The organism is Planococcus sp. APC 3900 (genome assembly GCF_030407735.1).
In the GTDB taxonomy this organism is placed as follows: Bacteria; Bacillota; Bacilli; order Bacillales_A; family Planococcaceae; genus Planococcus; species Planococcus notacanthi.
The window spans coordinates 85080-101153 of sequence record NZ_JASDCT010000002.1; the positions used below are offsets into that span (position 1 = coordinate 85080).

Sequence of the window (16074 nt, forward strand, 5' to 3'; positions counted from 1 at the left end):
ACTTGGAAGTAGAGCAGCCATCGATTCAGCTCTTCGTTTGAAATGGCCTTTTCAAGGGAAGAGACCCAAGTAATCGAACTGGAAGTATTGGAGGAGATAGGCATGACGGCGGCTTTGGCGACGGTTTTATTGTGCATCGGTTATTTGGCATTTACAGTTGATAAAAAACAAGAGAACTTTCCGGTGCCGGTTGTACTCGTGCTGATTGGCATCGGTTTGTCATTCCTGCCTTATTTCAAGGAGATTGAAGTGACGGAAACGATGATTTATGATGTTTTTCTGCCGGGACTTTTATTTGTATCGGCTTATCAGTTCTCTACAGACGCGCTGCGGAAAAATGCCGGCATCATCGGATTGCTCAGTACTGTCGGACTTGGATTGACGATCGCGTTGGTCGGTTTGGCGGTCTATTGGATCGGGGGCTGGTTCTTTTCCATCTCGTTGGCAGGGGCGATGGTGATTGCGGCAGTTCTGGCGCCGACAGATCCGGCTTCGGTCGTCTCAATCCTGAAAAAGTCTTCGCCTGACAAGAGCATCGCCGATATCGTCGATGGAGAATCCATGATCAATGACGGCACCAGCATCGTTTTGTTCAGTGTATTGGCAGGGATCTATCTTGAATCGCAATCGTTTGATGTGCTGTCGGCATTGGGTGAGTTTTTCTATGTCTCGGCAGGCGGTGTTATTCTTGGCGTTGCAGTGGGGTGGCTATTGAGCAAAGCCGTCCATATCACCCATCACCGGGATTACCAGGTCATGCTAAGTATCGCTTTGGCATACGGGGCTTTTCAGCTGGCCGAAAGCTTCGGGTTTTCGGGTGTTTTGGCGACTGTTTCAGCAGGCATCATGCTGTCCTGGGAATTTTCCCATGCCAATAAGGAAGACCATTACCGGGAGGCCTTATCCGGATTTTGGGATGTGGTCGAACCTTCCTTATTGTCGCTGCTGTTTTTACTGATCGGCATTGAAGCGACAGAGCATCTGGTCTGGGACAATTGGCTATTGGCCATCCTTATTTTATTCGTCAGTATCGCGATTCGTTTTGTGATCGTCGGCGGTACGTTCAAGCTGTTGGCTGGTACTAAGCATGAAGCGATCTGGAAAAAAGCGCTGCTTATTTCCTGGTCCGGCATACGCGGTTCGATGTCGGTTTTCCTCTTGCTCCAGCTCGGGGTGATGGCGGCGGGAGGCGCTGCAGATGAGTTGATTTCACTCAGTTTTTCCGTGGTCATCTTGTCGCTGATCATCCAGAGTCTGGGCATCCATCCTTTGTCTAAATTATTGGAATCAAAATAAAACAGCCCTCGTATGGAAGCTAAGGCTTCTGCACGGGGGCTGCTCTGTTTATGCTTTTACATATAATTCTTCAATCATTTCAGGAAGCATCGGTTTATGGAAAAAATAGCCCTGAGCTTGGTTGCATTTTTTGGTTTTCAAAAAAGCCAGTTGTTCCGACGTTTCCACCCCTTCTGCAATCACATTCAGCTCCAGGTTATGGGCCATCTGAATGATGGTATCAACCAGAGCCGCGTCTTTGGGATTGCTGTGGATATTGCGTGTGAAATGCTGGTCGATTTTTAATGTATCAATCGGGAACATTTTCAAATAGCTCAAGGAGGAATAACCCGTGCCGAAATCATCAATCGACAAATGGATGCCCATAGCTTTCAATTCCTGCATTTTTGAAATGGCGGAAGCTGTTCCTTGGATGATGCTTTCAGTCAATTCGAGTTCCAAAAACTCAGGAGCAAGCCCTGACTGGTACAAAGCGGATGTAACGATTTCAGCGATATTACCTTGGGAAAACTGCTTTGCAGAAATGTTTACAGCTACACGGAAAGGGTCTAAACCAGCATCCTGCCAGGATTTATTCTGCTGGCAGGCCGTATGGAGAACGTATTCGCCGATCTGGAGAATCATGCTGTTTTCTTCCGCGATGGGAATGAATTCTGCTGGAGAAATCGGTCCCAAAAGCGAGTGATTCCAGCGGACCAACGCTTCGACGCCGATGATTTTTTCGGACGTGATGTCGATCTGCGGCTGGTAATGGACCGTAAACTCGCCAAGCTCCAATCCTTTACGGATACTCATGGAAATTTTGGATTTCCGTGAGACCAACTCATTCATTTCGGAAGTGAAGAATTGGAAGTTGTTTCGCCCTTCCTCTTTGGCGCGGTACATGGCGATGTCGGCATTCTTGACCAGTATTTCCGGTGACTGGCCATCAGAAGGGAAGAGGCTGCCGCCGATTGACGAAGTAGTAAAGACGGTCTCATCATTTAATAGGAAAGGTTCGTTCAGCGCACCGAGAATTTTTTGTGCAACCGCTTCTGTTTTCGTGTAATCCGCATTCAGCAGCAATACGATGAATTCATCGCCGCCAAGGCGTGCTAGCGTATCTGTTTTTGAAAGGCAGGATTTGATGCGTGTGCTTGCCTCAACCAACAGGCGATCCCCGGTTTGATGGCCATAAGTGTCGTTGATCAGTTTAAATTGGTCAAGGTCCAGATAAAGGATAGACAGCACTTTCCCATTGCCTGCTGCCTGATCGATTGACGACTCGAGACGATCGTTGAATAAGCGCCGGTTCGGCAGTTCGGTCAAGGAATCCAAATAAACGAGATTGCTGATTTTCTCTTCTGTTGCTTTCCGTTCGGTGATGTCCCGGATGATCAGGCTGTAATAAGCGCTGTTCGCCATCTGCCAAGTGCCCATGGACAATTCCACTGGAAATCGGGTGCCATCTTTTTTAAAGCCAATCAATTCAATGGTTTTGCCGATCAGGTCCAATGAATCGTGTTCCGGATGAGTTTGATGTTCGAAAATCATTCGGACATTCTGTTGCTGGATCTCTTCTTTACTGTAGCCGAAAAGCGATTGAGCTCCATTATTCCATTGGCTAATGGTTCCTGCAGCATCTGTAACGACAATGCCGTCTGCAGTGGACTCGATGACCGAGTGGAATTGGCGATCGTAATCGTCTGACAGCGACTTCACTTTCGTCTCACTGCGGATGCTGGTAATGGCAATCAGCAAAATCAGCGCCATCCCAATTCCGACATTATAGGCAATATAACTGCTGCCCATCGTATTTCCGGCCATTGTATGTGTGTGTGAATCCATTTTAAATTGCACAGCTGCCATGCCGACATAATGCATTCCTGAAACGCCTATGGCAATCAATGCTGCACTAACGACTTTCAGTCCAATCAGCTTGCTGCGTGCCCGCGCATAAAACAGCAGGAACATCGCCAGGAGCGAAGCGGCCAAAGCGACGAAAACTGACAGGATAACCAAAGGCACATCGTATTGGATGTTGGCCTGCATCTGCATAGCTGCCATACCGCTGTAATGCATGGCAATAATGCCGATTGTAATCATTATGGCACCTATGGCCACTTCTATTTTGCGGACTTGTGGTTTGCTGGTGATGGCAAAGGCAATTCCGCTGGCAAATAAGGCAGGGAAAATAGAAAGAATGACTAAGGGTGTATGATAAGTGACCTCCACTGATACATGGGAAGCCAGCATGCCGATGAAATGCATGGACCAAATTCCAAGGCCCATGACCAGAGCGCCATGAAGAATCCATTTAACCCGATCTCTGCCGACAGTGGAAAATAATGTGCTGCTTATAGTTAAAGCTGTATAAGCAGAAATGAAAACGACAGCAATGGATAAAACAAATAATGGCCAATCGTAAGATAATGGTAATAAGTTCAAAAATTTCACTCTTTCTTTTAACTTGAATGGGTGTTTAGGGTTGACTATACAGAAAAAACAGGAAGTTATTAATAGATTTATAGACCTATAGTCCATTTATTTTAGCATCTTACTACTGTTTTGATAATAAATTTAAATTTCTGTCAACTCAAGGGTGCTTAATTGCTCAGACTGCTTTATACTGAATAGTAAATGGAAAATAAAGAAAATAATTTGGTCTATTTGTAGAACATTGTTCGGATTCAGCAAAATGTATGCAATGAGTTGTATCAGTCAAAAATGTGGATTGGGAAGGTGAAGAGATGAAAGTCAAAAAAGCGATTATTCCGGCTGCGGGGCTCGGAACACGATTCTTGCCAGCGACAAAAGCCATGCCGAAGGAAATGTTGCCCATCGTTGATAAACCCACTATTCAATACATAGTCGAAGAAGCGATCGCTTCGGGAATTGAAGATATCATCATCGTAACGGGCAAAGGCAAGCGTGCGATTGAAGACCATTTCGATCATGCTTTCGAACTTGAAGATACGCTGTTGAAAAAAGGCAAGACCGATATGCTGGATTCTGTTTTGGAAACATCTACTGTCGAAATCCATTACATCCGACAAAAAGAGCCGCTGGGCCTCGGACATGCTATTTGGTCTGCGCGCCGCTTTATCGGCAATGAACCGTTTGCTGTCTTATTGGGCGATGACATTGTGGAGAATGAAGAGCCTTGTCTGGGTCAGTTAATGAAGCAAAATGAAGAGACCGGCAAAAGCATTATCGGTGTTCAGCAGGTGCCGGAAGATGAAACCCACCGCTACGGCATCATCAATCCTGTTTCAATTGACGGGAAATTGATCAAAGTTGATAATTTCGTCGAGAAGCCCGCCGCGGGAACGGCGCCTTCGAATTATGCCATTATGGGGCGTTACATCCTGACACCGGAAATTTTTGAGTTTTTGGGCCGCCACCAGCTTGGCGCAGGCGGCGAAATCCAACTGACGGATGCTATTCAAATGCTGAATGAAGTCCAATCGGTCTATGCCTATGAATTTGAAGGACGTCGTTTTGACGTTGGTGAGAAATACGGCTTTATCGAAACGACCATTGAATTTGCGTTGAAGCGCCCTGAATTGAAAGATCGGTTGCTGAAGTTATTTGATGAAAAGTTAAAAGAGTCGTATATCAACGAAAAGTGATGGCCTGTGTATAGATAAAGCAAAGCGCTTCAGCCACTAAGGCGAAGCGTTTTTTTGCCTGCAGCCGGTTATTGCAGCCGGCAGATAATGGTACACTGGAAAGGTTCTATATCCATTGGAATAGGATTTGAAATTTTTATAATCGACTCTAAAAGAAATGAGTGTTTGAAGTGGTGAGAAATTTGAGTTTCAAAAAAATAGCGGTGTGGCTGTTGATGCTTTTCTTCATGGTCGGCTTGCCGCTTGCAACATTGTATGTCAGTGAACGGCTGGTCCGTGAAGTGCTGACTTTGCCGCTGCGGGAATGGGTGGCGGAATTGCCGGAGCGCTTTATGGTCAATGTGCTGCTGATGCTGGCATTATTCAATCTATTGTATATTCTGCCAAGAAAATGGTTCATGGTTACGAGCCTGTTGCTGAGTGGTTTTTTGGTTGTCTTCGCTTATGCCAATCAAGTGAAAATGGAGCTCCGCAGCTCGCCGATCTCAGTCGGGGATTTTGCATTGCTGAAAGAATTGGGCAGTCTGGAGCAGCCGGTTGGCATCAATGTTCCGTTGCTGGCGGGCATTGGTTTGGCTTTTATTGTGTTGGTTGCAGCAATTCTATTTTGTGTACCGAAGCTGAAGGAAAATTGGATTCTGAAGACAGGAGTTTTTCTTGTTTCCGTGTTGTTCCTGGTGATGATGTGGACCGACAAGCCGGCCTCTCCAATGGAAAACGCGAACTTTGAAAATACGTGGTGGAAGTTGGAATTAGCACTGATGCGCAACGGCGTCTTCGGCAACTTCGTCATGCTGGCTAAAAATTCCCGAATTGAACCGCCTGAAGGTTTTTCTGCAGATAACATGAAAACCATTGCGGAAAAGTACCAGCCGGATGAAAGAACGGGCGGAGAAAAACCGAATGTCATTTTCCTGATGAGTGAATCGTTCGTTGATCCATATTTATTTGGGGAGCAGCATTTTGCTAAAGATCCAGTCCCTAATTTCCGCCGTCTCTATAAGGAATCACTGCATGGCGGAATGTATTCCTCAGAATTCGGGGGTGGGACGGCCAATGTAGAATTCGAGGCGTTGACTGGCTTCAGTATGCAGTTTATGCCGGCGAATTTCGTGCCGTACCAGTTGTATATTACCAAGCCGTTGCCGTCCGCGGCTTATGCTTTCAGGGAAGCGAATTATGAAACAACAGCAATCCATTCCTACTTCGGCTGGTTTTACCAGCGTGAATCGGTGTATCGCCAAATGGGCTTTAACCGTTTTATCTCGGGTGAATTCATGGATTTAGACCAACCCAACGATCCCGGAAAAGGGTTTCCAAAAGACAAGCACATAACCGATTCAGTCATAGCGACGCTGGACAGAACCGAAGGACCGGATTTTATTCATGCAGTGGCTGCTGAAGGCCATAGTCCTTATTACAAAACCGAGCAATCGGAATTTATGAATAGCGGCACGTTGCCGGAGGAAACAAAACAGTATTTAGCCAATTATACGGGGAAAGTACATGGTGCTGATGCCGAACTCGGGCGAATGGTGGAAGAGATCGAAGCGCGTGGCGAGCCGGCAATCCTGGTGTTTTTCGGAGATCATTATCCGTCCTTTACAGATAATGAAGCGATGTATGGAGAAGCGGGCACAGGCATCGCAAACGACATGCTGGGGGATTACGACGATTTTATTGCCACCCATAAAGTGCCGTATTTCATCTGGAAATCCGATGGAAACCAACCCGCAGAGCTGGATGTTACACCTAACCAGTTCAGTGCTTTGGCGCTCGAAATGGCAGGAGTCCAGGGCAATAAGGTGACAGCGATACTGGACGATATGCGTGAACAAGGAGATTCGGTAATTCCGTACAATCAATGGCAAAGTGAAATGGGTCCGCAGACCCAGCAGATGAAAGACCTGCAGATGATCCAATACGATCTGCTTCATGGCAAGCGTTATTCAGAATACTTGATGCCGGACCTTGTCAGAAGGCCTTCTGCGGATTACCACTTAGGGCTTTACCCTGAAATGCATGCGCAGAAAGTGCTGGAAACTACAGATTCCTATGAATTTTATGTTGAAGGGGCTCCCAGATTTTCAGAGGTTTTGGTTGATGGTGAACCTGTTCCTGTAGAATGGCAGTCAGCAGAGCAAGGTTTGGCCGTATTCAGTGTGTTGAAAGATCAAGTGGAAGAAGATGCAGCGATTCAAGTGGTTGTCTACAACTCCAGAGGAGCCGTATTAAAAGAAACGTCTGAATTTACAATTGAAGAAACTGTTGTAACGAGCAGACAGTAAAAGCAGCGGCCGAATTATCGGGCCGCTGCTTTTTCACTAATTGGATAGTATCAGCGGAGTTATCTCCATAAATTCACATGAAAATATCCTCACATATTTAATAAGTACCCTCCATGAGTATCTGATAAATCATGGAAACTGCAAATGATAAATATTATAAAGATTTGATTAGTCGAAGGCGCCAGCTTATTTGTTTAGGAGAGGAGAGCCATTGTCATATGCTTCTACCTTGCAGTAGAGCTTGTTCTTTTTTCAGTCACTAAACAAAATTTCAGGGATCGATCAACTTATTTTGAAATTAAGTAGTTCAAATAATCTAAAAAATCAGTATTATTAGTGGAAATTCTTTGGAAGTATGATAAACTATCTAACTATAGATGAAATAATGTAAACAGTTGGAAATTCAACAAGAATACTGACTTTGCTATTGGCAAAGAACAGCTACAAGGAGGCAAGGCCCAGGTGAAAGATATTTACTTTGAACGTGATTATGGGCGTTTATATGAAAAGATTGAGCAGGGGACATGCGAAGTTTTTGAATTCCAGCATCCATTAGGGAATGTCAGCCACTTGTTCATCAAACGGCTTATTCCGATATGCATCAATGAAGAGTCCTATTATGACATCAGTACCCCTTATGGCTATGGAGGACCAAGAATCATCGATTGCCAAGAAGGCAGCGAAAGCCAATTGGTTCAAGCGTTCCACGACGCCTTTGAAGAATATTGCCGAAAAGAGAACATCGTCAGTGAATTTGTCCGTTTTCATCCTTTATTTACAAATGCACAGGATTTTAACAGCAGCTATGAATTGACATTCCGCCGTTACACTACCGGAACAAACTTAAAGGATTACGAAGATCCGATCAAATCGGAGTTTTCCAAGTCTAAGCAAAAAAGCATCCGAAAGGCGTTGGCGGCAGGCGTGGAGTATAGAGTGACAGTGAATCCACCTGATTTGGAAGAATTCAAGCGCATTTACTATCGCACGATGGGCAGGAAAAATGCTGAGGCTGTCTATTATTTCAATGATGACTATTTCAAAGAGATGCTCGAGCATTTAGGTGAACATATTTTATTAGTGGAAATTCTATATGAAGGCCAAGCGATCGCAATGGGGTTGAATATGGTCTACGATAAATTTATCCATATCCACCTGTCCGGTACCATGGAGGAATTCCATCATCTGTCTCCGGCATTTGTCATGCGCTATGCATTAGTGACGTGGGGAAAAGAAAATGGAATAGAACTGATCCACGAAGGCGGTGTCACAGGTGAAATCGATGATCCTTTGTACTTGCTGAAAAAACAATTCGGAAAACATACGGAATTCGAGTACTATGTCAGCTATAAGATATGGAACCGGAAAGTCTATGAACTGCTTTGCAAAACGGAGGGGGAAGAAGTGGGAACAGGATCATTTCCGACATACCTTTCAAAGAAGAGTCTTAAAGAATATATTGTTCCTTAAAAACCACTAGGTTCTCTAGTGAAAAGCCTGCATCTTGGTGCAGGCTTTTTTTAGTTCGGTAAAAGTGTGGGGCAAATAATGATTCTAGGATTGAGTACTTATGTCAGGTGAAGTTTATTGATGGCGAATGCTATAATAAACCCAATGCTATAAACCGATTCTACTAGTAAAGGATTTGTAAAATGACTGTATATAGAAGTGTTTCCTGGATTGCCGCCTTTTCGTGGATGGCTGTCATTTTTTATTTGTCGCATCAGCCAGGCTCCGCATCAAGTGATTTGAGTTCAGGCGTTGTAGCGGCACTTTTGAATTTTATCGATCAAGTAGCTCCGAACCTTGAATTGAATGTGGAAAGCTTCCATACCTTTGTCCGGAAAAACGCTCATTTTATGGCGTATTTATTTTTAAGCCTGCTGAGTTTGAATGCCTGGAAAAGCAGTGGGTTCCGAGGTTGGAAACAATTGTTTTTAGGCTTCGGGATGTGCGTGCTGTTTGCAGTGACCGATGAAATCCATCAATTGTTTATCGAAGGACGGAGCGGTGAAGCTAGAGATGTTCTCATTGATAGCACAGGTGCTGCGGTTGGAGTGGTGGTCTACATAATCGCTGCGAAAATGGTTAGTTTATGGAAGAATTACAACGATAAACAGATAAAAGCGGAATTATAATAGTTTTTGTTGCCTGTCATATGTCATTAGATTCATCGTTATTCACCTTTCTGTGAAAAATGAACCTAGTAAATGCCAAAAATTTATCGTAAGATGGTATAAATAAGGAAAGCTTCGTGCTTGTTTGGAGCAGTTTTACGAGATTGGTATTTCAGAAATTACAAGGAGTAGAGTATGAATGGTAGCAGCAAGGTTGCGGAAAAAGAGGTGGATCGCATGTGGGCTTTAATTACCGGCGGCTTTATTTTTGTCCTGGCCGTTGTCTTTTCTTTGGGAAAAGCGAGCTCGAAAAGAGAAAATGTGGCCAACAGTCATCGTCAGGAATTACTTTCTCGCGGGAAGGAATCCATTCAGGAGGCAACACTGGTTATTGAAGAAGCGGAATCTCAAAAAAATCATAAAGAAAGAAAAGTGCCACATCCATCAGAGCAACTCTGAAGATGTGGTATTTTTTAGTTCTATTTTCCTTATTGATACTTATATATTGAATTATCAGATATCAAACTGTTATTTTTCGCCTATATTCTGTATGATGAGAAATAAGAATAGTTTGTTTAGAGGGAGGTGATTGGCATGAATATAAAAACAACCGGAGCAGTTCTTCTAGTGCTCATAAGTATTGCGAGCTTCAGTTTTTTCTTTTTTGTAGTTGAAAAATTGATGAAGGAAGATGAGGAGCACAGCGCCGGAGAAGGCTATAGTGCAAATTTGGAGGAGCCGGTCGATAAAACAGAGGAACTTCAAATCGCCATCGACGAAACTCCAGCAGGAGGAACGCTGGAAATTCCACCAGGCGTCTATCTGCTAAGCAAAAACCCTGATTATAAAGCGGTTACTGGCTACGGGGACAGCTATTTTGCCTTAAAGATCTCAAAGCCGATCACAATTCTTATGGATGAAGTTATTTTTCAAACAGATACAGATGATGAATACGGTGTGTTTTGGATAAATGAAACAGAAGACGTCCACCTGAAAGGCGGTACTTTAATGGGGGAGCGATTGCCGGAAGACGGATCTTTAACTTCACATATTGCCATCCTGTTTCTCTATACAGACAATAGCTCGATTGAAGGCACCTACCTGAAAAATTTTTCTCAAGGGGTCCATCTCAATCATTCAAATAATAATCTTGTACTGAAAGTGACATCAGAATTCAATTATGGATCGGGTATCATCAATTTTGATTCAAGCCGGAATGTTATTGATTCCTGCGTGGTGCGGAATTCCGGTGACGGCCATTTATCTTTGTATGGAGGTGGCGAAGATAATCATGTAGTCAACTGCATGGTTACTGAAGACCGCCCGGATTACACGGATCAGCAGGGCATCACGGTAGAAAGTGAAATCGGAAGCCTAATTGAGAACAACACAGTCAGCGGTTTTTACTATGGCATTGATGTTAAAAATGGATCGGAAGGGAACATCATTGAGTCGAACATAGCTTTTGACAATGAATACAATATCGCTGTCCGAGGCGGTGATGGCGGTGAGAATCTTCAATTGCCAAGCTACGATACGCAAATCCTGAACAATATAGTTGTTGACCCACGGGAAAAATCTTCTTATGGCATCTACGTTGGAGCGGGTGATGGCCATGTTGTTATTGGAAATACTTTGAACCCAGGCAATCTGATTCTGCCGAAAGAAGATCTGGAACTTTACGAAAGCCAAAATTATTTTGTACCAAAAGACGAAAGTTAACACGTTTCCTCTGAAGGCGGCTATGGCTTCAGAGGAAACGTTTTTTTATGGACAAAAGAAATCACCTGTTGAGGTGCACTTGAAGCCATGTGAGGTGCGGTCAGCTAATTCTTCTGGAAATACTTTCATGCAGATTTACTCCAAATGGTATAATTGAGGCAATGAGCAACTTTTATTAGATAGAGGAGGAAATGGATTTATGGCAATACTAGTTTGTGGAGGCGCCGGATATATCGGCAGCCATACAGTGAAAGAATTGGTTGATACATATGAAGTGGTAGTGCTGGATAATTTGACTACCGGCTTTGAATCGTTGATTGATGAGCGGGCGACTTTTGTGAAAGGGGATTTGGGCGACGGGGCGGTGCTTGATCGCATTTTTACGGACTATCAAATCGACGCCGTGTTCCATTTTGCGGCCAATAGTCTAGTAGGCGAATCGGTGGAAAATCCGTTGAAGTACTACCGCAATAACGTCAGTGCGACGCTCGTGTTACTTGAGAAAATGATTGAACATAAGGTTAAGCGCTTTATCTTTTCGTCGACAGCCGCCACGTATGGCATTCCCGATACCGAGATGATTACGGAAGAAACAGCTAACAAGCCGATCAATCCATATGGCCACTCTAAACTGATGGTGGAACAGGTATTGGCTGACATTGCGCATGTTCACGATTTTCAATATGTCGTGCTCCGCTATTTTAACGCGGCAGGTGCGCATGAGTCAGGTACGATTGGTGAAAGCCACGACCCTGAATCACATTTGATTCCGATAGTGCTTCAGCATCTTTTGGGCCAACGTGAAAAAATTTCAGTATTTGGTACGGATTACGACACGGCTGACGGTACTTGTGTTCGGGATTATATCCATGTCACCGATTTGGCGCGTGCGCATATCCTGTCATATGAGGGGATGGCCAAAGGGGAAATTGCGAATGAAACGTATAACCTCGGCAACGGAGCAGGTTACTCGGTGAATGAAATCATTAAAGCTTGCGAATCGATTGCAGAACGGAAAGCAACGATTGAATATGCTGATCGGCGCGCAGGAGATCCGGCTACATTGGTCGCTTCCTCCACTAAAATTGCAGCGGCTTTAGGCTGGAAACCGGCATTCGATTTGGAAGCCATCATTTCCAGCGCCTGGGCGTGGCATTCAAAGTGAAAAATAACAGTTGAAAAGATCCCTTGAGCATCCAAACGCTCAAGGGATTTTTTATGCCTGTAAACTAAGGGCGATCAAACACTTTTGATGATTAAAAGCGCTGAAATTTAAATAACATAATTTATTTTCTAAATAGAGCGAATTATCTATATTTAAACCTATTGTTTGTGATAGAATGGGAAAAACAAAACGGAACTGAGTATATAGTAATGGTTTCGAATTTGTTTGCTTCCTCCATTTTTAAGATAGCTATTACCCCTTATCACTCAATCCCCAAATTACATTAAGAGGAGAGAAACTTATGAATAAGAATCCATTAGTCAGCGTTGTCTGTACAAGCTATAACCACGGGGATTATCTTGCTGAAGCAATCGACAGCTTTTTGATGCAGAAAACAAATTTTGATTTTGAAATTTTGATTTATGACGATGCCTCAACCGATCAAGGGCCGCGTGTCATCCGAGAGTATGAAAATCGCTATCCTGATCTGATTAAACCAATTTACCAAACCGAAAACCAATACTCAAAAGGAGTCCGTGTGGAATTGTTCAACCACAACCGGGCGAACGGAAAGTATATCGCTGTTTGCGAAGGGGACGATTATTGGACGGATCCTTATAAATTGCAAAAACAGATTGATTATATGGAGGCGCATCCGAATTGCAGCATGACTGTCCATGCAGCCGACCGGGTTTTATCGGATAAGAAAAAAATCCTTTCCACAGTGCGGCCCGAGAAGGCCAATGCCATTTTATCCATGGAACGCGTCATAGAAGGCGGAGGGGACCTGGTAGCCACAAATTCGATGGTTTATTCAAAAGAAAAAATTCCGGAATTGGCTCCGTTTTATTTAAATGCGACGGTAGGCGACTATCCGATGGTTATTTTAGCTGCGCTTCATGGAACGGTGGATTATTTGGATGACAATATGTCCGCTTACCGCGTCGGGGTGAAAGGGTCTTGGACAGAACGTGAGCTGGCGACCAGTATGAAGCGCATCAACCATTATCACGATATGGAAAAAATGTTTGATGAAATCAATGAGTATACGAATTTTCAATATAACGGCGCATTGGAAAAAGCGAAACGGGGCTACCGATTTTCGCTTTTGGTGGAGCAGAGGAAATTCAAAGAAGCGAAAAGCGGTGAATTTCGCCAAATCTACTTGGATCTTGGCACAAAACAACGTGTCTTAATGGGAATGAAGCGCTATTTCCCGAATGTTACTGAAAGCATCCGCAGAGTAAAGTGGAAATTTGTCCAGTAAATAGAGCGCTAAGAAGGACTGGGGGATAGGAGACCGTTAAATGGAACCACAACCATCATTGAAGAAAAAAATAATTAGCGGTCTGATATGGAGTTTTGGTGACCTGATAGGCAACCAAGGCATACAGTTCCTCATCCAGATTATTTTGGCGCGGCTGTTGCTGCCCGAACATTTTGGGTTGATCGGCATGATTTTGGTATTTATTGCCTTGTCAAACTCGTTGGTTGATAGTGGATTTACGCAAGCTTTAATCCGCGAACGCCACGCCAGCCAGACGGATTACTCGACCGTCTTTTATTTTAATCTGTTTGTTTCGCTCTTGATTTATTTGATTTTGTTCATGGCTGCTCCGGCAATCAGCCGTTTTTTCGACGAACCGCAGCTGGTGGCGCTGGTCCGTGTATTGTCAATTGGAATCGTCATTAACGCATTTGCCGTCATTCCAAAAGCGATGTTCGCCAAAGAGGTAAACTTTAAAACACAAGCCAAAATCAATTTAAGTTCCAGTATTTTGTCCGGTCTTTTTGCGGTGGGGTTGGCATTGGCAGGCTACGGGGTTTGGAGTCTGGTGCTGCGGCAGTTATCGATGAATGCCATCCAGTCTCTATTGTTCACGCTGACAAAAAAGTGGTTGCCTTCTTTGGTGTTCAGCCTAGCTTCGTTCAAGCGTTTGTTTGGATTTGGCTGGAAACTTCTTGTCTCCGGAATGATTGATACCTTCTATACGAATGTCTATTTCCTGATTATCGGCAAGCAATATTCAGCGGCGCAGCTGGGCTATTATACAAATGCCTCCCGTTTCAGTGAAATTGTTTCGCAGAATTTGGCGGCGACTATATTACGGGTGACCTATCCGGTGCTCAGCAGCATTCAGGATGAACACGAACGCTTGAAACAGTCCTATAAAAACATCACCAGGCTTGCCGCTTTCCTCATTTTTCCGGTAATGGTCGGCATGGCTGCGATAGGGGAACCTTTAGTGTTATTGGTGTTCGGTGAAAAGTGGCTGCCGATGGTGCCTTATTTCCAATTGCTGTCCATCGCTGGAATGCTGTACCCCATTTTGGCTCTCGATTTAAGTATTTTGCAGGTAAAAGGACGATCGGATCTTTACCTGTATTTAGAGATCATCAATAAACTTTCATTGACGATTCTTTTGTTCCTGGCAGTGTGGCTGGAATTGGGGGTCATCGGGCTGATCGGAGCAGCTATTTTAAACACGTATTTTGAGTTCTTCGTCAACAGCCATGTTTCCAAAAGGGAAGTGGCGTATCCAGCTATGGAAAAATTGGGTGACCTGCTGCCGGTTTACTTACTGTCTTTTGGGATGGGCGCTGTGGTTTGGGGAGTCGGAGAATTAGTGGATGGCGGACCACTGGTAACATTGCTACTACAGGTTCCATCGGGAATTATACTTTATACCGTTGTGAGCAACATAATAAAAGTTAAAGAACTGAAAAAAATATATGATCTGATAAAATCGATTTTTGTCAAATTAAAATAACCGGAAAGCAGAGTTGTCTGCTTTCCGGTTATTTTAATTACCGATAGGCCGGAAAAAGTTTTGTATGATTATCGTTTTCTTTTAGCTTGACCAATTGCCTGTAGATTTTTTCGTTCCAGATTTTATCGCCGATGTGATAATCGAATTCTGTATTTTTGCCAAATTTCTTTTTGAACAAATAGAGAGAGTCGTCGGGGGCGGTGGTGATCCCGCCGCCGGAATGGATCAGGTCTACATTGTGTTCTTTGCCCCATTGTGCAATAGCATAGGTCATTACATAAACAGGCGATAAGTGGCTGAAATCATTTAAGGTGCCTGACAGATGTGTATGGATAACCGGTCCGGAAAGAAAGTGGATTTCTGCACCAATTATTTGAGAATCGAAAAGAGCCTCCACTAAAATCAATTGATCTCCAAAATAGTCAAGAATGTCCGAGAAATAGGCGTCATTGAAGAAATAGAGTTCATTTGCACCAATTCGTTCCATCGTTTTTTTGTAGATGATTTTGAACTGTTCTAAATCAGGTGGATGGACTGTAACACGCCAAGTCACACCGTCTTTTAATGCTTTTCGGATTCTTTTGCGGGTTGAGCTTGAAAACTCTTCCTGCACTGGATCTTCAAAACCCTTTAAGGTGATGCCTGTGGTATATCGCCTGAAACGGATACTATAGCAAGAATTGAAATCTGCAGCGTTGTTGATTATTGGATGGAAGCGAACGAATTCGCTGACAATGTTCTGTTCCAGACAATAAGCCTGAAAGGTTTGGCAAAAGTGGAAAACAAGTTCTTCTTTTCGTTCTGTATCGAACAACTTGGTGATGACAGGGCCGCCGTAGCCATATGGGGTAGTCAAGTCGTAATAGTGGGAGCCTTGAATATCGATAGGTATCTTTCGCTTAATGAATAGATGGTGGATGGTTCCAAGTTCGTGCCTAAAAATAAATTCTTCACACATACCGCCTTCGATTGCTTCATAAAGACGACCATACTTTATATTGAAATATAAATCCTCCAAAAAATCCTTCCCCCTTTTTTTGGGTATCTGCTGTAAAAAAAGAAGAAGAAGCGGTTGGTGACCCGGCTCCTCCTCATCGAGCTTTG

General features: G+C 43.8%; 12 protein-coding genes. 10 read left to right on the forward strand and 2 right to left on the reverse strand.

Annotated features, from left to right (window positions below):
- Positions 1-102: 102 nt before the first annotated feature.
- Positions 103-1296: a cation:proton antiporter gene (locus tag QMA04_RS04500; RefSeq protein WP_290184177.1), complete on the forward strand. Its 1194-nt coding sequence runs from the start codon at positions 103-105 to the stop codon at positions 1294-1296.
- Between the two features lie 48 nt (positions 1297-1344).
- Here QMA04_RS04500 and QMA04_RS04505 read toward each other — a convergent pair whose 3' ends face one another.
- Complete coding sequence (locus QMA04_RS04505) at positions 1345-3732, reverse strand: EAL domain-containing protein (protein WP_483313711.1); 2388 nt, start codon at positions 3730-3732, stop codon at positions 1345-1347.
- Between the two features lie 293 nt (positions 3733-4025).
- On the opposite strand from QMA04_RS04505, the gene galU reads away from it, so the two are divergent.
- The 9 genes from galU to QMA04_RS04550 all read left to right on the forward strand — a co-directional run bounded on the left by galU (position 4026) and on the right by QMA04_RS04550 (position 14970).
- Positions 4026-4907, forward strand: coding sequence for a UTP--glucose-1-phosphate uridylyltransferase GalU (gene galU, locus QMA04_RS04510; protein ID WP_191713696.1), 882 nt, complete (start codon positions 4026-4028; stop codon positions 4905-4907).
- Between the two features lie 182 nt (positions 4908-5089).
- A complete protein-coding gene (locus QMA04_RS04515) occupies positions 5090-7195 on the forward strand; it encodes an LTA synthase family protein (protein ID WP_290184180.1) in 2106 nt (701 codons plus the stop codon).
- Between the two features lie 462 nt (positions 7196-7657).
- Positions 7658-8665 carry a peptidoglycan bridge formation glycyltransferase FemA/FemB family protein gene (locus tag QMA04_RS04520; protein WP_290184181.1) on the forward strand — a complete coding sequence of 336 codons (1008 nt, stop codon included), beginning with the start codon at positions 7658-7660 and terminating at the stop codon, positions 8663-8665.
- Between the two features lie 182 nt (positions 8666-8847).
- A complete protein-coding gene (locus QMA04_RS04525; RefSeq protein WP_290184183.1) occupies positions 8848-9333 on the forward strand; it encodes a VanZ family protein in 486 nt (161 codons plus the stop codon).
- 174 nt (positions 9334-9507) lie between these two features.
- A complete protein-coding gene (locus tag QMA04_RS04530; RefSeq protein ID WP_290184185.1) occupies positions 9508-9771 on the forward strand; it encodes a hypothetical protein in 264 nt (87 codons plus the stop codon).
- A gap of 135 nt (positions 9772-9906) precedes the next feature.
- Positions 9907-11034: a right-handed parallel beta-helix repeat-containing protein gene (locus QMA04_RS04535; protein WP_290184186.1), complete on the forward strand. Its 1128-nt coding sequence runs from the start codon at positions 9907-9909 to the stop codon at positions 11032-11034.
- A gap of 199 nt (positions 11035-11233) precedes the next feature.
- A complete protein-coding gene (gene galE, locus QMA04_RS04540) occupies positions 11234-12199 on the forward strand; it encodes a UDP-glucose 4-epimerase GalE (RefSeq protein WP_290184187.1) in 966 nt (321 codons plus the stop codon).
- A 301-nt stretch (positions 12200-12500) separates the two neighbouring features.
- A complete protein-coding gene (locus QMA04_RS04545; RefSeq protein WP_290184188.1) occupies positions 12501-13466 on the forward strand; it encodes a glycosyltransferase family 2 protein in 966 nt (321 codons plus the stop codon).
- Between the two features lie 40 nt (positions 13467-13506).
- Positions 13507-14970: a lipopolysaccharide biosynthesis protein gene (locus QMA04_RS04550; protein ID WP_290184191.1), complete on the forward strand. Its 1464-nt coding sequence runs from the start codon at positions 13507-13509 to the stop codon at positions 14968-14970.
- Between the two features lie 37 nt (positions 14971-15007).
- Here QMA04_RS04550 and QMA04_RS04555 read toward each other — a convergent pair whose 3' ends face one another.
- Positions 15008-15988, reverse strand: coding sequence for a GNAT family N-acetyltransferase (locus QMA04_RS04555; RefSeq protein WP_290184193.1), 981 nt, complete (start codon positions 15986-15988; stop codon positions 15008-15010).
- Positions 15989-16074 lie beyond the last annotated feature (86 nt).